This is a genomic window from Tahibacter aquaticus, assembly GCF_004363655.1.
In the GTDB taxonomy this organism is placed as follows: Bacteria; Pseudomonadota; Gammaproteobacteria; order Xanthomonadales; family Rhodanobacteraceae; genus Tahibacter; species Tahibacter aquaticus.
Genome location: NZ_SNZH01000010.1, coordinates 220588 through 240265, shown reverse-complemented (window position 1 = coordinate 240265; position 19678 = coordinate 220588). Strand labels below are relative to the sequence as shown.

General features: G+C 65.2%; 17 protein-coding genes. 15 read left to right on the top strand and 2 right to left on the bottom strand.

Annotated features, from left to right (window positions below):
- Positions 1-11: 11 nt before the first annotated feature.
- The 7 genes from DFR29_RS16960 (at position 12) to DFR29_RS16930 (ending at position 4707) form a co-directional block, all read left to right on the top strand.
- The gene (locus DFR29_RS16960; RefSeq protein WP_133819799.1) at positions 12-875 is read left to right on the top strand and encodes a YicC/YloC family endoribonuclease; all 864 of its coding nucleotides are present in this window, start codon (positions 12-14) and stop codon (positions 873-875) included.
- Positions 876-880: 5 nt separating this feature from the next.
- Positions 881-1495 (top strand): guanylate kinase, encoded by a 615-nt coding sequence (gene gmk, locus DFR29_RS16955; protein WP_133819798.1) that lies wholly within the window; start codon positions 881-883, stop codon positions 1493-1495.
- A 116-nt stretch (positions 1496-1611) separates the two neighbouring features.
- Positions 1612-2442, top strand: a complete 831-nt coding sequence (locus DFR29_RS16950) for an ABC transporter ATP-binding protein (protein ID WP_133819797.1) — start codon at positions 1612-1614, stop codon at positions 2440-2442.
- A complete protein-coding gene (gene mlaE / locus DFR29_RS16945; RefSeq protein WP_133819796.1) occupies positions 2439-3209 on the top strand; it encodes a lipid asymmetry maintenance ABC transporter permease subunit MlaE in 771 nt (256 codons plus the stop codon). The genes DFR29_RS16950 and mlaE overlap by 4 nt, the downstream gene beginning before the upstream one ends.
- An 18-nt stretch (positions 3210-3227) precedes the next feature.
- Positions 3228-3743 carry an outer membrane lipid asymmetry maintenance protein MlaD gene (mlaD, locus tag DFR29_RS16940; protein ID WP_133819795.1) on the top strand — a complete coding sequence of 172 codons (516 nt, stop codon included), beginning with the start codon at positions 3228-3230 and terminating at the stop codon, positions 3741-3743.
- Positions 3740-4381: an MlaC/ttg2D family ABC transporter substrate-binding protein gene (locus tag DFR29_RS16935; protein ID WP_133819794.1), complete on the top strand. Its 642-nt coding sequence runs from the start codon at positions 3740-3742 to the stop codon at positions 4379-4381. Before mlaD ends, DFR29_RS16935 begins: the two co-directional genes overlap by 4 nt.
- Complete coding sequence (locus tag DFR29_RS16930) at positions 4381-4707, top strand: STAS domain-containing protein (protein ID WP_133819793.1); 327 nt, start codon at positions 4381-4383, stop codon at positions 4705-4707. Before DFR29_RS16935 ends, DFR29_RS16930 begins: the two co-directional genes overlap by 1 nt.
- 188 nt (positions 4708-4895) lie before the next feature.
- Here the strand turns inward: DFR29_RS16930 and DFR29_RS16925 are convergent, their stop codons facing one another.
- Positions 4896-5720, bottom strand: coding sequence for an MlaA family lipoprotein (locus DFR29_RS16925; RefSeq protein ID WP_133819792.1), 825 nt, complete (start codon positions 5718-5720; stop codon positions 4896-4898).
- Between the two features lie 198 nt (positions 5721-5918).
- Here DFR29_RS16925 and rpoZ point away from each other — a divergent pair, with 198 nt between their 5' ends.
- The 6 genes from rpoZ (at position 5919) to DFR29_RS16895 (ending at position 13095) form a co-directional block, all read left to right on the top strand.
- Positions 5919-6212 carry a DNA-directed RNA polymerase subunit omega gene (rpoZ, locus tag DFR29_RS16920; RefSeq protein WP_133819791.1) on the top strand — a complete coding sequence of 98 codons (294 nt, stop codon included), beginning with the start codon at positions 5919-5921 and terminating at the stop codon, positions 6210-6212.
- A 55-nt stretch (positions 6213-6267) separates the two neighbouring features.
- The gene (locus tag DFR29_RS16915) at positions 6268-8433 is read left to right on the top strand and encodes a RelA/SpoT family protein (protein ID WP_166654152.1); all 2166 of its coding nucleotides are present in this window, start codon (positions 6268-6270) and stop codon (positions 8431-8433) included.
- 465 nt (positions 8434-8898) lie between these two features.
- Entirely contained in the window at positions 8899-9282 is a 384-nt protein-coding gene (locus DFR29_RS16910) for a RidA family protein (protein ID WP_133819790.1), read from the top strand.
- A 20-nt stretch (positions 9283-9302) separates the two neighbouring features.
- Positions 9303-11384, top strand: a complete 2082-nt coding sequence (recG, locus tag DFR29_RS16905) for an ATP-dependent DNA helicase RecG (protein ID WP_133819789.1) — start codon at positions 9303-9305, stop codon at positions 11382-11384.
- Between the two features lie 102 nt (positions 11385-11486).
- Positions 11487-12083, top strand: a complete 597-nt coding sequence (locus DFR29_RS16900; protein WP_133819788.1) for a hypothetical protein — start codon at positions 11487-11489, stop codon at positions 12081-12083.
- 88 nt (positions 12084-12171) lie between these two features.
- A complete protein-coding gene (locus DFR29_RS16895) occupies positions 12172-13095 on the top strand; it encodes a nucleoside hydrolase (RefSeq protein ID WP_133819787.1) in 924 nt (307 codons plus the stop codon).
- Between the two features lie 257 nt (positions 13096-13352).
- Here the strand turns inward: DFR29_RS16895 and DFR29_RS16890 are convergent, their stop codons facing one another.
- Positions 13353-17462: a mechanosensitive ion channel domain-containing protein gene (locus tag DFR29_RS16890; RefSeq protein WP_133819786.1), complete on the bottom strand. Its 4110-nt coding sequence runs from the start codon at positions 17460-17462 to the stop codon at positions 13353-13355.
- 245 nt (positions 17463-17707) lie between these two features.
- On the opposite strand from DFR29_RS16890, the gene DFR29_RS16885 reads away from it, so the two are divergent.
- Positions 17708-17956: a type B 50S ribosomal protein L31 gene (locus tag DFR29_RS16885; protein ID WP_133819785.1), complete on the top strand. Its 249-nt coding sequence runs from the start codon at positions 17708-17710 to the stop codon at positions 17954-17956.
- Positions 17957-18269: 313 nt separating this feature from the next.
- Positions 18270-19562: a citrate synthase gene (locus tag DFR29_RS16880; RefSeq protein WP_133819784.1), complete on the top strand. Its 1293-nt coding sequence runs from the start codon at positions 18270-18272 to the stop codon at positions 19560-19562.
- The last annotated feature ends 116 nt before the right edge of the window (positions 19563-19678 follow it).

Sequence of the window (19678 nt, the reverse complement as noted above, 5' to 3'; positions counted from 1 at the left end):
CCGGGACCGCCATGATCCGTAGCATGACCGCGTATGCCAGCGCCGAAAGCGTGACCCCGCTGGGGTTGTTGTCGTGCGAACTGCGCTCGGTCAATCACCGCTACCTGGAGCTCAGTCCGCGCCTGCCCGAGGAATTGCGCGCGCTGGAGTCGCAGTTGCGCGAACGTGTCGGCGCCCGCCTGACCCGCGGCAAAGTCGACCTGGGCATGCGCCTGCGCAGCAATGGCGGCGTCGCGACGGCGCTGGAATTGAACGAAGTGCTGCTGTCGCAGCTACAGGGCGCCGCGGCCCAGCTGGCCGGCCGTTTTCCCAACCTGCAGACCGATTTTGTCGGCCTGCTTGGCATCGACGGCGTGATGGTAAAACCCGAAGTCGATCAGACCGAGCTGCATGCCCAGGCCCTGGCACTGCTCGACCAGGCGCTGGACGACATGGTTGCCACGCGCGGCCGCGAAGGCGAACGTCTGGCGGGATTCATCGCCGAGCGCCTCGACGGCATCGCCAAAGTCGTCGTGCAGGTGCGCGAATGGCTGCCGGAAATCCGCGCCGCGCTGCGGCTGAAGCTGGAAACCAAGCTGGCCGATTTCCGCCAGGGCGCCGATCCGGGCCGGCTGGAGCAGGAACTGGTGCTGCAGCTGTCGCGCATCGACGTGGACGAGGAGCTGGACCGGCTCAGCGCCCACCTGGCCGAGGCGCGGCGTATTCTCAAGCTCGCCGACGCGAACGGCCGGCGCCTGGATTTCCTCATGCAGGAATTCAATCGCGAAGCCAATACGCTGGGCTCCAAGTCGGTGGACCAGCGCACTACCCAGGCCGCGGTCGAGCTCAAGGTGCTGATCGAGCAGATGCGCGAACAAGTGCAGAACATCGAGTAGTGCCTATGCCCGGAACCTTGTTTATCGTCGCGGCGCCTTCGGGGGCAGGCAAATCCAGCCTGGTCAACGCCCTGCTCGAGCGCGAACCCGGCATCGTGCTGTCGATCTCGCACACGACGCGGCCGCCGCGGCCGCGGGACAAGGACGGCGTGCATTACCACTTCGTCAAGCGCGCCGAGTTCGAGCTGCTGATCGGCAAGGACGCGTTTCTCGAACATGCTGAAGTATTCGGCAATCTGTATGGCACCTCGCGCGCGACCGTGGCCGAGCGTTTCGCCGCCGGTCATGACGTGCTGCTGGAGATCGACTGGCAGGGGGCGCAGCAGGTACGCGCCAAACTGCCCTGCGTCACTATCTTCATCCTGCCGCCGTCGCGCGAGGAACTGCTGCGCCGGCTGCGTTCACGCGGTTCCGACAGCGAAGCGGCGATCGTGCGCCGCACCGCCGAGGCGCGGGCGGAAATGGTCCACTGCAAGGAATTCGACTACATCATCGTCAACGACGATTTCGCCACCGCGCTGGGCGAGCTGCAGGCCATCGTGACCAGTCAGCGCCTGCGCAGCGGCAATCAGCTGGTGCGTCACCAGATGCAGATCGAAGACCTGCTCAAGGGCGAGTGAAGCGGTGCCTGTGTGCCCGCATGAAACCGACCTGAATGCGCGAGCTTTCGCCCTGTCCGGCCTTTCGCTAAGGTAGGCCGGCTATCCGTACGTCCATCGACCCGCACGGCGCCCCGATGACAGCAGTTTCCACAACGTCAACAGATGCACTAGTCAGCATTCGCGGCCTGCGCACCAAGCTGGGCGACAAGGTCATTTTCGACGGCGTCGAGCTGGATATCCCGCGCGGCAGCGTAACCGCCGTGATGGGCCCCAGCGGTACCGGCAAGACCACCTTGCTGCGTCACATCACCGGCCAGCTGCGGCCGGATGCGGGCAGCATCGTAGTGGACGGGCGCGAGCTGGCCACGCTGGACCGCGACGGCCTGTTCGACCTGCGCGAGCGCATCGGCTACCTGTTCCAGAACTCGGCCCTGCTGACCGATTTCACCGTCTTCGAGAACGTTGCCTTCCCGCTGCGCCAGCATGCGCGCCTGCCGGAAGAGCTGATCCGCAATATCGTGCTGCCCAAACTGCAGGCAGTAGGCCTGCGCGGTGCAGCCGAGCTGATGCCGGCGGAACTGTCGGGCGGCATGGCGCGCCGCGTCGCCCTGGCCCGCGCGATCGTGCGCGATCCGATGCTGCTGATCTACGACGAACCCTTCGTCGGCCTCGATCCGATTGCACTGAACCAGGTGCTGAAACTGATCCGTACCTTGAACCACACCCTGGGCCTGACCAGCATCGTCGTGGCCCACGAGCTTGCCGCGGTCAGCCGGGTTGCCGACCATATCTATCTTCTGGCCGCCGGCAAGGTTGCCGCACACGGGGCGCCGGACCAGATCAGCCGCGGCGAGACCGAGTGGACGCGCCAGTTCTTCGGCGGCGAGGCCGATGGTCCCGTGCCGTTCCACTATCCGGCGCGCGACTACGCCGCCGACCTTGGATTCACGCAGGAGCGCGCATGAGCGAACCGCAACCTCGCCCCAGCCTGATCGGCGACAGCCTGGCCCAGGTTGGCGCGCTGGGCCTGTTCCTGCTGTCCGTGCTGGCGGCCGTGCCGCGCAGCCTGCGTTATTTCGCCGAGACCGTGCGGCAGGTCTTCTTCGTCGGCGCGATGAGCCTGGTCATCATCATGACCTGCGGCCTGTTCATCGGCCTGGTGCTTGGCCTGCAGCTCTACGAGGTGCTGTCGCGCTTCGGCAGTACGGCTTCCGTCGGCACCGTGGTCGCCATCGCGCTGTACCGCGAACTCGGACCGGTGGTCACTGCGCTGCTGTTCGCCGGCCGGGCCGGTACGTCCATCACCGCCGAGATCGGCCTGATGCGCGCGACCGACCAGCTTGCCGCGATGGAAATGATGGCGGTAGACCCCATGGCTTATGTGGTCGCGCCCCGCTTTCTCGCCGGCATCGTCGCCATGCCGCTGCTGGCGTCCATCTTCAATGCGCTGGCGATCTTCGGCGCACATACCGTCGCCGTTACCTGGCTGGGCCTGGACAACGGCACGTTCTGGTCGAACATGACTGGTGCGGTCGATGTCTGGACCGACGTCATGAACGGCGTCTGGAAAAGCACCGTATTCGGCGGCGTAGTCACCCTGGTGGCGACCTACCAGGGCTATACCACCGCGCCGACCAGCGAAGGCGTGGCCTATGCGACGACGCGCACGGTGGTCTCTTCTTCCATCCTTACCCTCGCCATCGATTTCCTGATGACGGCCTTCCTGATGTGATGCGGCGGAAACGATGCCATGACTCAACGACGTAACCACCAGATCGGCACCGGCCTGTTCATCGTGCTGGGCTTTGCCGCCCTGGGCTATCTGGCCACGCAGACCACCAGTCTGGCCAACTACCGCCAGGGCCCGACCTACGCGCTGAAGGCGCGTTTCACCAACATCGGCCAGCTCAAGCTGCGTGCGCCGGTGAAGATTGCCGGTGTGCGCATCGGCAGCGTCAGCGACATCCAGCTCGAGCCTGACCGGCTGGAAGCGTTGGTGACCCTGGCGATCGACAATCGTTACAACCAGTTGCCGGACGATTCGGCGGCGTCGGTGTTCACCAGTGGTTTATTGGGCGATCAGTACGTTGCGCTGAAGCCGGGCGGCTCGCCGGAACTGTTCAAGGACGGCGATGAGATCATCCTGACCCAGAGCTCCGTGCAGTTGGAAGAATTGATCGGCAAGTACCTGGTCGGTAGCGGCGATACGCCGGCGAAGAAGCCTGCCGAACCCGAATCTGCGTCCAAACAAGGCGAAAAACCATGAGTGTATTGCGCAAACTGCTTCCGCTGCTGGCCGTTCTGCTGTTTGCGGCCATGCCGTCGGCGCAGGCCGCGGCGAACGACCCGAATGGCGTCGTGCAAGGTATTGCCGACGACCTGGGCAAGGCACTGGAAGGGCGCAAGGACGAATTGCGCAACGACCGCGACAAGCTGATCAAGCTGATCGACGGCATTGTGCTTCCGCATTTCGATATCGACTACGCGTCCATCCTGGTGCTGGGCCAGAATGCCAAGTCGGCCAGCCCGGAGCAGCGCACCCGCTTCGCCAAGGCGTTCTACAACTCCATTGCCCACCGCTACGCCGAGGGTCTGCTCAACTACACCCGCGGCCGCATCAATATTTCGCCGTACAAGGGCGAGCTCAACGACAAGCGTTCGCTGGTGCGCACCGAAGTCGTGCTCGACGACGGCAAGCGCGTACCGGTCGACTACGCCTTCCGTAAGACCAAGGACGGCGAATGGAAAGCCTATGACGTGATCATCGAAGGCATTTCCTACGTGACCAATTATCGTAACCAGGTGTCGGCGGAAATCGCCAAGTCCAGCCTGGAAGAGCTCATCACGCGCCTGGAAACCCAGGGCGACAAGGCGCTGGAAAGCCTGGAAAAGAACGCCAAGTAATGGCCACTGCCGCTGCGCCAGTGCAGGTATCCACCCCAGCGCCGGGCATCCTCGCGATGTCCGGCGACCTGGTTTTCGCCACCGCCGCGACGGCGCTGGCGCAGGCGCGGGCTTATCTCGCCCGCGGCGATGTGACGACGCTGGATCTTTCCGGCGTCAGCGCCAGCGACAGCGCAGGACTGGGCGTGCTGCTGGCTTTATGCCGTGCTGCCCGCGTCCGTGGCGCGGCGCTGCAGATCACGGCCATGCCGGCGACCTTGCAGGCACTGGCACAGCTGGGCGAAGTGGAAGTGTTGCTCGGTATGCCGGGCAAAAAACCAGCGTAACGAAGCCACAAGCCGAGGCGGGCAGGGGTAGGTCGCCAGGCGCATCCCGGGACATCGAACATCGAAAAGCCCGAGCCGAAGCAATGGCCTTGCAAACCAAGACATTGCTTCGGCTCGGGCTTTTTCGTTGCGGCGACACCGTGATTCAGGGTGCGCCTGGCGGCTCACCCGGCCTGCGATTCGCCGCGTCAACTGCCGTCGCTGGTTTTCTGCGGGGCCGCGTTGATGCTGCGCTGTTCTTCCAGCAGCTCTTCCGGATCGAAATCCTCGCCGACACCTTGCAGCAGTTCGATCACTTCCACCGGCGGGTTGCCGTCGTAGATGCGGTAGACACGCTGCTGGCGATAGGCATCGCGATAGAACACGTAGGGATCGTAGACCCCTTCCAGCAGGCCTTCTGCCTCGATGCCGCGCGAACGCAAGGTGATCAGGAACAGCCAGGTCGGCATGTACTGAGCCTGCAGGCGCAGGTCACGATGGGAGGCATACCAGGACAGCGGGTCGGCCAGGCGGTCGACCGGAAAACGGAACACATCGCGCGCCGTGGTCGAGCCCAGCAGCGGCAGCACGAGGTACGGGCCGTCAGGCACGCCCCATTTGGCCAGGGTGGTGCCGAAATCCTGCTCCTGCAGTTTCAGGCCCATCTGGCTGGCAGGGTCGAAGAATCCGACCAGGCCCAGGGTGGTGTTCACCAGGAAACGGCCGGTGCTACGCGTGAAATCCTTGGGCCGGCCCTGCAGCAGGTTGTTCACCATGGTGATGGGCATGCGCAAGTTGCTGAAAAAATTGCTCAGCACGCGCCGCATGTTCGGTGTTGTGATCTTGCGATAGCCGACGGCGACGGGGCGGATTACGGCCCGGTCGGCAGCATCGTTGAAGGCGTAGGCCTTGCGGTTCCAGCGCTCCCAGGGATCGTCGGTACGAGGCTTGGCGATGGTGCAGCCCGCCATGACCAGACTGAAAGTGACCAGGGCCAGCACTTTCAGCGGCTTCCAGCGCGAAGGGAATTGCATGCGTACGGCTTCCTGCAGCAGCGGGGGCGCAGCGCTCAGTGGGACTGATCCTCTGCGGATTCAAGCCCCGGACCGGGCACGAATCCGGAAGTGTACACCTGCTATGCCCCGCCCCGCTAAGCCGGTTTGCGCCGAGACCGTTGCCACGGCTACAATGCGGGCATACAAGCGTCTGATTTTTCTGATTTTGAGGTTCACATGGCCCGAGTCACCGTAGAAGATTGCCTGCAGGTAGTCGATAACCGTTTCGAACTGGTCCTGATGGCGACCAAGCGTGCACGCCAGTTAGCCAAGGGTGCTGACTCCCTGGTCGTCTCGGAGAACGACAAGCCCACCGTACTGGCACTGCGCGAAATTGCCGAAGGCAAGGTCGACAATGCACTGATCGAGCAGGTAGAAAAGCTCGAACGCGAGCGCGCCGAGCGCGAAGCACTGGAATGGGCTGCCGCCGAAGTCGACGACGATCTCAAGGGCGGCGGCGACGATCTGTAAACCCTTGCAACCGGGCTGGCGTTTCGCGCCGGCCTGCACTCCGGCGGAGTAACCCGTGGATACGGCCCTGGTCTCGCAGCAGGCGCCGGCGTTGAGCGACCCTCCCGCCTACGTTCGCGCGCTGGAAGACAAGCTTGTGCAGTACCTGCCGTTGGCGCAGGTGGCACGGGTGCGCCGCGCCTACGAGGTCGGTGCGCACGCGCATCGCGAGCAGAAGCGCAAGAGCGGCGAACCGTACATCACTCATCCGGTGGCGGTTGCCTCGATCATGGCCGACCTGGGTCTCGATCACGAGACCATCATCGCTGCGATCCTGCACGACACGCTCGAAGATACCGAACTGACCCGCGCCGAACTCGCCGCCGAATTCGGCGAGCCCGTGGCCGAGCTGGTCGACGGCGTGACCAAGCTCGACAAGCTGCAATTCAAGAGCCGCCAGGAAGCCGCCGCGGAAAGCTTCCGCAAGATGCTGCTGGCGATGGCGCGCGATCTGCGCGTCATCCTGATCAAGCTGGCCGATCGCCTGCACAACATGCGCACGCTGGGGGCGATGGAAGCCTCGGCGCGCCGACGCATCGCGCGCGAGACGCTGGAAATCTACGCGCCCATTGCCCAGCGCCTGGGCATGAACAAGTTCAAGGGCGAGCTGCAGGAGCTGGGCTTCCGTGGCATGTACCCGGACCGGCATCGGGTCATAGAAACCCGCATCAAGAACACCTTGGGCAACCGGCGCGAAGCCATGGCCAAGATCGAGACGGCATTGATAGCGCGGCTCGCCTCCGAAGGCATCGTCGCGCGCGTGGTCAGCCGGATCAAATCGCCGTTCAGCATCTACACCAAGATGAAGAACGAGCACAAATCCTTTACCCAGGTGATGGACGTCTACGGTTTCCGCGTCGTCACCGACAGCGTGATGCGTTGCTATCACTCGCTGGGTGCCGTGCACGGCCTGTACAAGCCGATGGACACGCGTTTCCGCGATTTCATCGCGATTCCCAAGGTCAACGGCTACCAGTCGCTGCATACGGTTGTCGTTGGTCCGTTTGCCGCGCCGATCGAAATCCAGATCCGCACCGAAGAGATGGATTCGGTGGCCGAGCGCGGTGTCGCAGCGCACTGGGCTTACAAGTCCGGCGGGGCCCAGGGCAATGCGGCGCAGTCGCGTGCGCGCGAATGGGTGGAAGGACTGATCGACAGCCAGGCGCGCACGTCCTCCTCGCTGGAGTTCATCGAGAACGTCAAGGTCGATCTGTTCCCCGATGACGTGTACCTGTTCACGCCCAAGGGCCGCATCCTGGCGCTGCCGCGCAATGCCACGGCGCTGGATTTCGCCTATGCCGTGCATACCGACGTAGGCAGTCATGCAGTGGCAGCGCGCGTGGATCGCAAGCTGGCGCCGCTGCGCACCAAGCTGGTCAGCGGGCAGACTGTGGAAATCATCACCGCGCCGTCGGCCCAGCCGCATCCGCAATGGCTGGAATGGGTGGTTTCGGCCAAGGCGCGCACGGCCATACGCCATCACCTTAAGCGGCTGCAGCACGAAGATGCGGTGGAACTCGGCCATCGCATGCTCGATCGCGCGCTGGACCAGGTCGGCATTTCGCTGGAAGGCATATCGAGCGAAATGCTCGACCGCTACCTCGCGGAAAACAAATTCCGCCGACTGGAAGAGCTGCTCGCCGATATTGCGCTGGGCAATCGCGTGGCCGAGCACGTGGCCACGCAGCTGCTGCGCCTCAAGGGCGGCAAGACACGCCTGCGCGTCTCGCGCACCGCCGAAAGCATCCGTATCACGGGTGCCGAGCGCGGCGTACTGACGTTCGCCAATTGCTGCCATCCGCTTCCCGGCGACGAGATCATGGGCTTCATGACGGCTGGCAAGGGTGTGGTCGTACACCGCCTCGAATGCCCGAACGTGCCAGAGTTCCGCAAGACGCCGGAACGCTGCATCGCGATGGAGTGGGACCGCGACGTCAGCGGCGACTACAAATGCGAGCTGCGCGTCGACATCCAGAACAAGCCCGGCGTGCTCGCCTCGGTTGCCGCGGCGATTGCCGAGAGCAATTCCAACATTGAAAATGTGGAATACCAGGACCGCGGGCTGATGTCGGCGATCATCGTTTTCACGATCGAGGTACGTAACCGCAAGCACCTGGCCGACGTGATGCGCAGGGTGCGCAGGTTGGGGGTGGTGCATGGGGTTTATCGGCATCCGGTTTGAATTCTGGATTTTGGGTAGCTGAGCTGACTCTTTGCTCCCTCTCCCCCAAGCTCGCTTGGGGGAGGGTTGGGGTGAGGGGGCGGTGCCGGACTCTGCTTCGTTTCTCGGTTTTCGCTAAGGAGTCCGCCGGTGGCGGACGTGTTTGTCTAGCGCCGTGCGGCGCGTTTCGCGCGCCTGTTGCGCGCGAACAGAGGACATTTGCTTGTCCAAATGCCCTCTGGATTCCCAAAGGACACCCCGGATGCCGCGGCATCCGGGGCCCGGTAAGAAGCGCGCTTCCTGCGCGCAGAAGCCACAGCCACAGCAAAATCCCAGGCAACGGCAGTGAGCGCCTTGTGCTGGAATTCACGAGTGGACGCAACGTCGAAACCGCTCGCGCCTATGGTCCTCGCCGTCGCTGCTAGTACGCTTCCCCGGCGCTGCTGGCTAGAATCCAGCGCTTGCCCTGACTCCCCAAGGATTGCCATGTCCCGCTCCATCATTGCCAGCGACAATGCACCCAAGGCCATCGGCCCTTACTCCCAGGCCGTGCAGGTCGGTAACACGATCTATACCTCGGGACAGATTCCGCTGGATCCGGTGACGGGCGAACTGGTCGGTGGCGATATCGCCGCACAGGCACGCCAGGTGTTCGAGAATCTGCGGGCGGTGGTGGAGGCGGGCGGTGCCAGCTTCGCCGACGTGGCACGTGTCGGCATCTATCTCACCGACCTGGGGAATTTCGCTGCGGTCAATGCGGTGATGGCCGACTATTTCCAGCAGCCGTATCCGGCGCGCTCGACCATCGGCGTGGCGTCCTTGCCGCGCGGTGCTCAGGTCGAGGTAGACCTGGTGCTGGTGCGCAGCTGAAGCGTTAGCCAGACGCTCTCATGCCGCAGGATGCGGGGCTGCAGCCGCTGACCAGTCTGCCCGGTGTCGGGCCGGCGCTGCGCGAATGCCTGGCCCGGCTAGGTGCAACAACGCTGCAGGATCTCTGGTTTCATCTGCCGCTGCGCTACGAGGATCGTACTCGCCTGGTGCCGATCGCCGACCTGCGGCCGGGCGAATCTGCCCAGGTCGAGGGCGTGGTCGATGCGGTGCAGAAGGGTTTTCGCGGCCGGCCGCAGCTGCGCGTGGCGATCAGCGACGGTTCGCAGGCTACGCTGGTTTTGCGCTTTTTCCACTTTCGCGGTGCGCAGGCCGACCAGCTCAAGCCGGGTACGCGCCTGCGTTGCTTCGGCGAGGCGCGTTACGGCGCGAACAGCCTGGAAATGGTGCATCCGCAGTACCAGCGCATCGCCGACGACGAACCCACTTCCGTCGAAGAGACGCTGACGCCGGTCTATCCGACGACTGAAGGCCTCGGCCAGAAGCGCTTGGGCAGTCTGATCCAGCACGCTCTGCAGCGCCTGCCCGACGACGAGGAACTGGAGCTGATCCCACGTGAATTGCGCGCCGGGCTCAAGCTCGCTTCGCTGCGCCGTGCACTGCTGTTCGTACACCGGCCACCACCGGAAGCCGATGTGTCGCAGCTGCTGCTGGGCGTGCATCCGGCGCAGCGGCGCCTCGCCTTCGAGGAGTTGCTCAGTCATCACCTGAGCCTGAAACAGCTGCGCAATGCCGTGCGGCGCCAGGCCGCACCGCGTCTCAAGGGAGCCGGCGCGCTGCGCAAGCGCCTGCTGCAGTCGTTGCCGTTTGCGCTGACGGCGGCGCAGCGTCGCGTCGCCAAAGAAGTGTCGCGGGATCTGGATTCAGACGAGCCCATGCTGCGTCTGGTGCAGGGCGATGTGGGTTCGGGCAAGACCGTAGTGGCCGCGCTGGCGGCGCTGACTGCGATCGAGGCGGGCCGCCAGGCCGCGTTGATGGCACCGACCGAGCTGCTGGCCGAGCAGCATCTGCGCAATCTGCGTGCCTGGTTCGAGCCGCTGGGCATCGACGTGGTCTGGCTGGCCGGCAAGGTGCAGGGCAAGGCACGCAAGGCGGCACTGGATGCCGTTGCCGCCGACGCATCGATGGTGGTGGGGACGCATGCCCTGATGCAGGAAGGTGTGGTGTTTCGTGAGCTGGGCCTGGCCATCGTTGACGAACAGCACCGCTTCGGCGTGCACCAGCGCCTGGCCCTGCGCGACAAGGGCCGCGAAGGCGAGCGCATTCCGCACCAGCTGGTACTGACGGCGACGCCGATTCCACGCACCCTGGCGATGACAGCCTACGCCGACCTGGATGTCTCGGTCATCGATGAACTGCCGCCCGGACGCACACCGGTCACCACCGTGGCCGTGTCGAATGCGCGCCGGCACGAAATGGTCGCGCGCATTCGCGCTGCCTGTCTGGAGGGGCGCCAGGCGTACTGGGTCTGTACCTTGATCGAGGAGACCGAACTGCTGGAAGCGCAGGCGGCCGAAGTCACCCATGCGGAACTATCGGCAATCCTGCCGGAGCTGAAGGTTGGCCTGGTGCACGGGCGGCTCAAGCCCAAGGACAAGAGCGCGATCATGGACGCGTTCAAGGCCGGCGACATTGCCGTGCTGGTGGCGACTACGGTGATCGAGGTTGGCGTGGACGTACCCAATGCCAGCCTGATGGTGATCGAAAACGCCGAGCGTCTGGGCCTGGCCCAGCTGCACCAGCTGCGCGGGCGGGTAGGGCGCGGCAGTATCGCATCCAGTTGTGCATTGTTGTATCAGTCGCCATTGTCGCAATTGGCGCGGGCCCGGCTGCAGGTGATGCGCGAAACCAACGACGGGTTTCGCATCGCCGAAAAGGATCTGGAATTGCGCGGCCCGGGCGAGATGCTGGGGACGCGCCAGACCGGCCGGCTGGAGTTCCGCATCGCCGACATCCAGCGCGATGCGGAGCTGCTGCCGTCGGTGCAAAGCGTCGGCGAAACCCTGCTGACCCGGTATCCAGCCCTGGCCGAACGCATCGTCGTGCGCTGGATCGGTGCTTCAGCCCGCTACGCCGGTGCCTGAGCCGACGCACGGCCGCAGGCCGGCGACCAGCGTCGTTCCGTGCTCTGGCGTCTGTGCCCTGCCGCGCTATAGTGCGGCTGCCTCACCGCGGGAGTGATCGTCATGCAGGCCATTGCCAGTCTTCTGCTCGCTGCCGCATGGACGCAGCCCCTGCCGGCGCCGGAAACCTTCCTGCGCAATCCGGAATTCGACACCGACCCAGTCAGCGCCAGCGCACCGATCAACTGGCGCTGGTACCTCGACAGCGGCACCGGCGGCGATGTGTCCTGGGACGCCGCAGTCGGTTCCCCCGCCGCGGGCAGCGGCCGCGTACGCAACCTGCGTTCCGGCCCGCGCCGCGACTTCTGGGGGCAATGCGTGAAACTGGCACCGGGCGCGTTCACCCTGCGCGCGGCAGTGCAGCCGCAGCTCAAGCCGAATGCATCCTGCGAGCTGCGTATCGATGTGCTGAACACGGCCGACTGCCCCGATGGCGCCGGTGTGCTGCTCACGCGCAAAGTGGCCAATGCCACCAACAATGCCGGTTTCGAGACGCTGGAAATCGCCGCTGTCGCGCCGTTGCACAGCGGTGCCGCCTGGGTCAGCCTGGCCCATACACAGACAGCGGCCGCGGCGATCGACTACAGCTACTGCCATTTCGATCATGTGGAGTGGCAAAGTCCGCTGCACCTATTCCGCGGTGGTTTCGACGCCCGCTGAGCGACTTGCCCCGATTGCATCAGGCGTTATGCTGAGCAGTCCTGCGGTGGCCGGATTGCCGGCTGCGGCGCAAGCGAGAAGAGACACTATGCAGAATTTGCTACTGATCGACACCGATCCCGGTGTCGACGATGCGCTGGCGTTGTTGATGGCCTACCAGCATGCGGCCGTGGTTGGCCTGAGCATCGCCGCCGGCAATGTCGGCCTGGCCCACACGGTCACCAATGCGCTGCGCCTGGTCGAGTTGGTCGGTGCCGAGACGCCGGTATTTGCCGGTTGCGACACGCCGCTGGTACTGCCGGCGGCAGACGCCGCGTTTGTCCATGGCGTTGACGGTTTCGGCGATGCGGGCCTGCCATTGCCAGAGCGCAAGGCCGAGGCGGAGCACGCGGCACTGGCCTTGATCCGCCTGACACAGGAACAGCCGGGCGAACTGACCCTGGTCGCGCTGGGCCCGCTGACCAATCTGGCCCTGGCCCTGCGCCTGGACCCGACCTTGCCGCAGCGCGTGCCGCGCCTGGTGGTGATGGGTGGCGCAGTGACCGGCCGCGGCAACACCTCGGTGCCGGCGGAATTCAATATTGGCTTCGACCCCGAATCTGCACATATCGTTTTTTCTACCTGGCCGCAATTTGAACTGGTGGACTGGGAGGCAACGATGCGCCACGGCATCGCACTGCAGCGGTTCGAGTCCTGGCTCGCTGCGGACGACGACCGCGCGCGTTGCTACGAGCGCATCTCGCAAAAAATCCGCGGCTTCATGCAGGAGCGCCGCCGCCCGGGCCTGGTCCTGGCCGATGCGCTGGCCATGGCCGTCGCGCTGCAGCCCGACTGCGTGATTCGGGCCGAACATCGCCACGTGGCGGTGGAACTCAACGGCTCGCTCACGCGCGGCGCCACCATCGTCGACTGGGACGGCCGCAACGGCCTGCCTGCGAATGCGCGCATCGTGCTGGAAGTGGACCAGCAGCGTTTCGAGGCGATGATCGTGGCGGCGCTCGGCGCCGCCTGATGCATGACCGCCGGATACCCCGGCGGTATTCGCAGGGCGCGATGAGTACAGCGAATTGCGCTGCGAGGTTTTGTTCGTGGCGGCTTACGCGAAGATTGCGCCGGTGCAATTCGCGTTCGCTCCTCGAACCCTATCAATGTAATTTCACATTTCCGTAGGGCGCGATCAGCGCAGCGAATTGCGTCGCTAGGTTTCGACGGCCGCTGCGGCTCGCCTGGAAGGCTCGCCGGTGTAGTTCGCGTTCCCTCAATTGCATCCTACGGATTGGGTGCGTCCTTCGGCACGAGAGCGGCCGGCTTGTCCGCGTCGCGCACCCAGACATCCATCTGCGGGAAACAGATTTCGATGCCCCGGGCGCGGAATTCGCGCAGCACGCTGCCGTGCAGGTCGTTGCGCACGGCACTGCGTTCCATGATGGCGCCGACGAAGATGCGCAGCTCGAAGTCCAGTGTGCTGGCGCCCAGGGCTACGCACCAGCAGCTGGGCACGGGTTCCTTCAGTACCTTGGGATGTGCCCGCGCCAGTTCCAGCAGCAGCGCGCGCACCAGGTCCGGGTCGCTGTCGTAGGCGACGCCGACTTTGATCACTACACGCGTGATGTTGTCGGACAAGGTCCAGTTGGTCAGCTGGTCGGTGATGAAGGTCTTGTTCGGGATCACGATTTCCTTGTTGTCCCAGTCGATCACGGTGGTTGCGCGCGTGCGGATGCGCATGACCGTGCCTTCGACGCCGCGGATGGTGATCACGTCGCCGACGCGGATCGGCCGTTCGAACAGGACAATCAGGCCAGAAACGAAATTGGCGAAGATTTCCTGCAGTCCGAAACCCAGGCCGACGGTCAGCGCCGCGGCCATCCATTGCAGCTGGCCCCAGCGCAGGCCAAGCAGTGACAGGCCCATCACCGTGCCGACGATGGCAAGGGCATAGCGCGAAACGGCGGTGATCGCGTAGCGTGTAGGTGCGTCCACGTCGAGCCGGCGCAGCACGCCGATTTCCAGCAGGCCGGGAATATTGCGCGTGGCGATCCAGGTCAGCATCAGGCAGACCGCGGCAAACAGCAGCGAACGCAGCGTCACCTGCACGGTGACGCTTTTGCCATCGGCCGTATAGCTGGTCTTCCAGGCGCCGATGTCGCCGAGGTAGGCCAGCGCCGGCGTCACATCGGACCAGACCCAGAGCAGTACGCCGGCCAGCGCTACGACGGTGAGCGCACGCAGCAGGCGCCGGGTCTGCTGATTGATGCTTGCCAGGCTGATCTGTTCGGCTTCGGCGGCGAATTCCGGCCGCGATTCCAGTTCGTCGTCGCGGGAAATCTGATCGCCGCGCTTGTCTTCCATGCGCTTGAGGGCAAGGCGCCGCTCGCCCAGCGACAGCCAGCGCAAGGCCATGCCGGTCAGCACGGCGATGGCGAGGAAGGCGATGGCCGACTCGACCAGATGAGCGGCCAGCGCCATTGCCGTGAGGAAATAGCCGGCGGCGGCGAGCACCGCCAGTCCCAGCGAATGCGCGGTCAGCACGATGCGCAGCAGCTGGCGCAGGCGTGCGGGTTCGTTCTGGCCGCTGCGCTGGCTCCACAGCGCACCCGGCGCGAGCAGGCGCCAGCTGACCCGCGCCAGCAGCAGGCTGGCGACAATGAACAGCAGCCGCGCCAGACCGGCACTGGCCAGTTGTTCGCCAAAGTAGAAATAGACAGAAAGGAAGAATTGCACTGGCAGGAAGCTGATCAGCATCCAGCGGCGCAGGAAGTTCAGCGCCTGGCGGCGCCCCTGCGACCAGCGGAAATGCGCTGCCGCCAGTCCCTTGTCGGCATTCAGCCAGCGCACGAACTCCAGCGCGTACAGCGGGGCGATCAGTTCGGCCGCGCCCTGCGCCAGCACGTCGGCGAAGGGGTAGCCGCTTTCGCCGGCGCGCACGAGCAGGCGCGAGATCAGCGCAACCAGGGCCGGCCAGGGCGCGGCGGCGACCAGGGTCAGCAGCAGCGCGCGGCCGCTCAAGCGGTAGCGGTCGGTGCGAATGCGGCGCAGCGGCTGGGCAATGGCGTCCAGCGCCGCCGGTACGCGCCGGCGCAACAGCCAGAGCCCGACGACGATGGTGATGCCCAGCAGCGGCGGCCAAGGTCGCGCCCAGGCCAGGCGTGCTGTCTGACGGGCGGTTTCCCACCAGCGGCCGGGCTGGGCCAGATCGGCCACGCCGCTGGCGACTTCCAGCGGCAGCTTGCGGTCCAGCGGCGCGTGGCTGGGAGTCCACAACAGGCGTGCATCGAGCAGGTCGCGCAGGGCGGCGGTGTCGCGGGCCAGTCCGCTGAGTTCCTGTTCCGCATCGGCCAGGGCGTCGGCCAGGCGGTTCTGCAACAGGGTCAGCTGCGGTACCACTTCGGCCCGTGTCGCGAACAGGCGGTATAGCGACTGGCGCACGGCGCTGCCGGGGGCGGCCTGTTCGGGCGGCAGGCGCTTGAGTTCGGCGCTGACCGGGGCGGCCGGGTCGGCCAGAAGCTGTGTGGTTTCGCGCAGTTCGATCAGGGCAATGCGGGTCTGTGCCAGCTCCGTCTGCAGCGCCGCCAGGCGGCGCTTGAGCAGCGGTACCGATTGCAACTTGCGCCGCTCGGCCAGCAGCACGAGGCCGACGGCCTCGCTGACGCCGCTGTACTTGACGCGCTCGGCTGTGTTCTTCAGTGCCAGCGCGGTTTCGCGGCTTTGCCGCGCATAGGTGTCGCGCGCTTCGCGTACCTCGGCCAGGTGGCCTACGGTCTGCACCAGTTCGCTGCCGTAGGCGGCATTCCGCTGCGCCACGTCGCGCAGCACTTCGTTGCCTTCGGTCAGGTCGGCGGCCTCTTCGTGCAGGCGCGAACTGAGCGCAATCGCCTGGGCACGGGTACGGTCCAGGATCAGGCTCTGCAGCGCGTCGACCTTGTGCTGCAGTTCGCCCACTTCGCGCTGACGCAGGCGCAGCCGGGCCGATTCCAGGCGCAGGCGCGGATCGTAGCTGCGCAGTTCCTCTTCCAGTAGGGCGATACGTGTCAGCGCCAGGCGCAGTGCGGCCTGGCCGCGCAAGCGGGCCGCCTCGGCCAGCAGTGCCGGCGCCTGTTTGTCGGCGATGGCGGGCTCGCGCGCCTTGTCCGCATCGGCCTGGGCGGTCTTGAGTTCGTCGCGGATCTGTGCCGGGCGTTCATGCTGGCCGATGACGCGGGCCTGCAGCTGTGCCACGGCCGCCTGCGCTTCGGCCAGGGCGGCGCGTTCGTCGCTGCGCTGGGCTTCGAGCTGGGCCACGCTGGCGCGCTCCGAGAGGCCGGCGCGCCAGGCCAGCAGGCTGGCGGTGTTGTCCTGCAGCAGTTGCTGCTCCAGGGCCTGGGCCTCGTCGTCTGCTGTCGCCGCGCTCGCACGCAGGTCGCGCAGCTCGCCGGCACTGGCGCTGGCGCGTTCGTCGTCGGTCTGGGCTGCATCGAGCAGGGTCTTGATCGCCTCGCCCTGCAGCGCATCGGTGTTTTTGCCGTCGGCCAGGGTCTGGCGCGCGCCCTTGATCGCGGGCAGCAGGCTGTGCGGCAGCGTGTCGCCGGCAGCGCCGCCTGCGGCTGGGCTGTCGGGCAACAGATCCTTGAGCCAGCGTCGGCGCAGACGGCTTTCTTCACCGACGTCGATCTCGGCCAGAGCCCGGTCGAGGATCTGCTTGAGTTCGGGCCAGTCCTTGCGGATGGCAAAACCCAGCGCCTCGTCGGTGCCGATCTGGCCCAGTACCAGCAGTTGGTCGCGCACGCCGCTGCGGTTGGCGGCAGCCTGGGCGGTGACGAGGTCGCCGACCAGCATGTCAACCTTGTCCTGGTTCAGCGCGGCCAGCGCTTTGCCTGTGGAGGGGAACAGCTGGACCCGCGCCTTCGGCGCAACCTTGTTCAGCGCCTCCAGGCAGCCATGTTGCTCGGCTACACCGATGCGATGGTCGTCGATCTGGTCCAGCCGGGCGAGACCGCCACCGCGGCGCACAAACGCCGCACAGGGCAGGCGCAGATACGGCGAACTGAACAAGGCGATTTCGGCACGATCGGCAGTGGCGAAAGCGCTGGACAACATATCGACACGGCCATCGCGCAAGGCCTGCAGGGCGTCCTTCCAGCTTTTTACCGGGACCAGGCGAAAGCGCAGGCCCGAGCGTTCGGCTACCAGGCGCAGGTAGTCGGCGGCCAGTCCTGTCTGCTGGCCGTTCGCATCCAGGCTGTCGATGGGGGCGAATTCCGGATCGGGCGCAACGCGGATTTCCGCATGCTGCTGGCGCCAGGCCTGCAGCGGGTCGGTAGCAGCGGGGTCCGCCGCGGCAGCGGCCCAGGTTCCCAGCGCCAGCAGGTATGCGATCAGGTGCGGCCACAAGCGTGTCGGCAAGTTTCTAGACTCCGTTCTGGGTTCGGGCAGCCCGGCTGCGGTGCCGGCCGGCGCTGCAGCACAGCCGCTACACCCCCGGCGCCTTATTGCCGTATGCTTGCCGATCCTTTGTTGTTCCGCAGCCGCGCGGCGGCCACGTTGTCGTGGCGACGGCGCTACGAGCTTTGGTCCCGCGCTTGCGCTGACCGCAGGCGGGACGATAACATACCGCTCTTTTCCGCCTACGATTCGCTTCTGGAGCCACCATGAAAGCCGACATTCATCCCAAGTACCACCCGGTGGTGTTCCAGGATGTGACCACCGATTTCTCCTTCCTGACCCGCTCCACCATGTCCAGCAAGGAAAAGGTCAAGTGGGAAGACGGTCAGGAATATCCGCTGATCAAGATCGATATTTCCAGCGCCTCGCATCCGTTCTATACCGGTAAGCACAAGATCATCGACACCGGTGGTCGCGTGGACAAGTTCAACCGCCGCTACGCGGCCAAGAAGTAAGTCTGCCGGTTTCCGCGGCGTTCGCGCCGGCGGGAATGCCAGTTCAGCAAACGCCGACCCTCGTGGTCGGCGTTTGCATTTGCGCGCACGCAAAGCGCGCGGTAGCCGGTCCGCCGGCAGCGGCGGCAACTGGACCAAAGTCGCAACAATGCGGGCTTATGCTCCGGACGGCATACCGTTTCCGATTCAAACGCGTGTGCGATAATCGCGCATTGTCCTGCGTGGCCCGGCCTAGGTTCTGGCCACGCGCTGGCCGTTTGCACGCCGTCGCGACCGGCCGTTTCGAACCGAACTAAGTGACCAGGAGTCTGCCGTGTCCGAGAAGACCGTTCTCATTACCGATGCCGCATCCAACCGTTCGACCAGCCTGCCGGTGGTCAGCGGCACCATGGGCGATCCCGCCTTCGACATCGGCAAGCTGAACAAGGACACCGGCTACTTCACCTACGACCCGGGTTTCATGTCCACCGCCGCGACCAAGAGCGCGGTCACCTTCATCGACGGCGACCAGGGCATCCTGCTGTATCGCGGCTACCCGATCGAACAGCTGGCCAAGCAGTCCAACTTTCTCGAAGTGGCGTATCTGCTGATCAACGGCGAACTGCCCAAGCCCGACGAATTCGCCAAGTTCGACCATGAAGTCACGCATCACACGATGATGCGCGAGTCGCTGAAGAACTTCTTCCAGGGCTTTCATTACGACGCGCATCCGATGGCCATGCTGATGGCGGCAGTCGGCTCGCTGGCGGCGTTCTATCACGACTCTCTCGACATCAACGATCCGGCCCAGCGCAAGATGGCGGCGATCCGCCTGATCGCGAAGATGCCGACCATCGCGGCAGCGGCTTATCGCTATTCGATCGGCTGGCCGATCCGTTATCCGCGCAACAACCTGGAATATTGCTCGCGCTTCCTGCACATGATGTTCGAAGTGCCTAGCGAGCCGCTGCAGATCAATCCGGTGGCGGCCAAGGCGCTGGACCTGCTGTTCATCCTGCACGCCGACCACGAACAGAATGCCTCGACCTCGACCGTGCGCCTGGTCGGTTCCACCGGCGCCAACCCGTATGCCTGTGTCGCTGCCGGCATCGCCGCGCTGTGGGGGCCGGCGCATGGCGGTGCCAACGAAGCCGTGCTCAAGATGCTGGCCGAGATCGGCGACGCCAAGAACGTAGGCAAGGCGGTGGAACGCGCCAAAGACAAGAACTCGGGCTTCCGCCTGATGGGCTTCGGCCATCGCGTCTACAAGAACTTCGATCCGCGCGCGACCATCATCCGCGAGATGTGCCACAAGGTGCTCGGCGAGCTGGGCGTGAACGATCCTCTGCTTGATGTGGCGATGGAGCTGGAACAGGCTGCATTGAAGGATTCCTACTTCGTCGAGCGCAAGCTTTATCCGAATGTGGATTTCTACTCCGGCATCATCTACAAGGCGCTGGGCATCCCGACCGAGATGTTCACCGTGATGTTCGCTATTGCGCGCACGGCCGGCTGGGTGGCGCACTGGCTGGAACAGCACGAGACGCCGGACGCGAAGATCGGCCGCCCGCGCCAGGTGTATACCGGCGCGCCTACGCGCGCCTACGTGGCCGCCGAGCAGCGCTGAGCGGAAAAGCCTTTCTGGCGTGCGACGCAAGCCCCGGCGAAAGCCGGGGTTTTTGTTTGTCCGGGCGCAACTGCTTCAGTGTCGAAGCCGACCTGCCATCGTCCTGCGCGTGAATT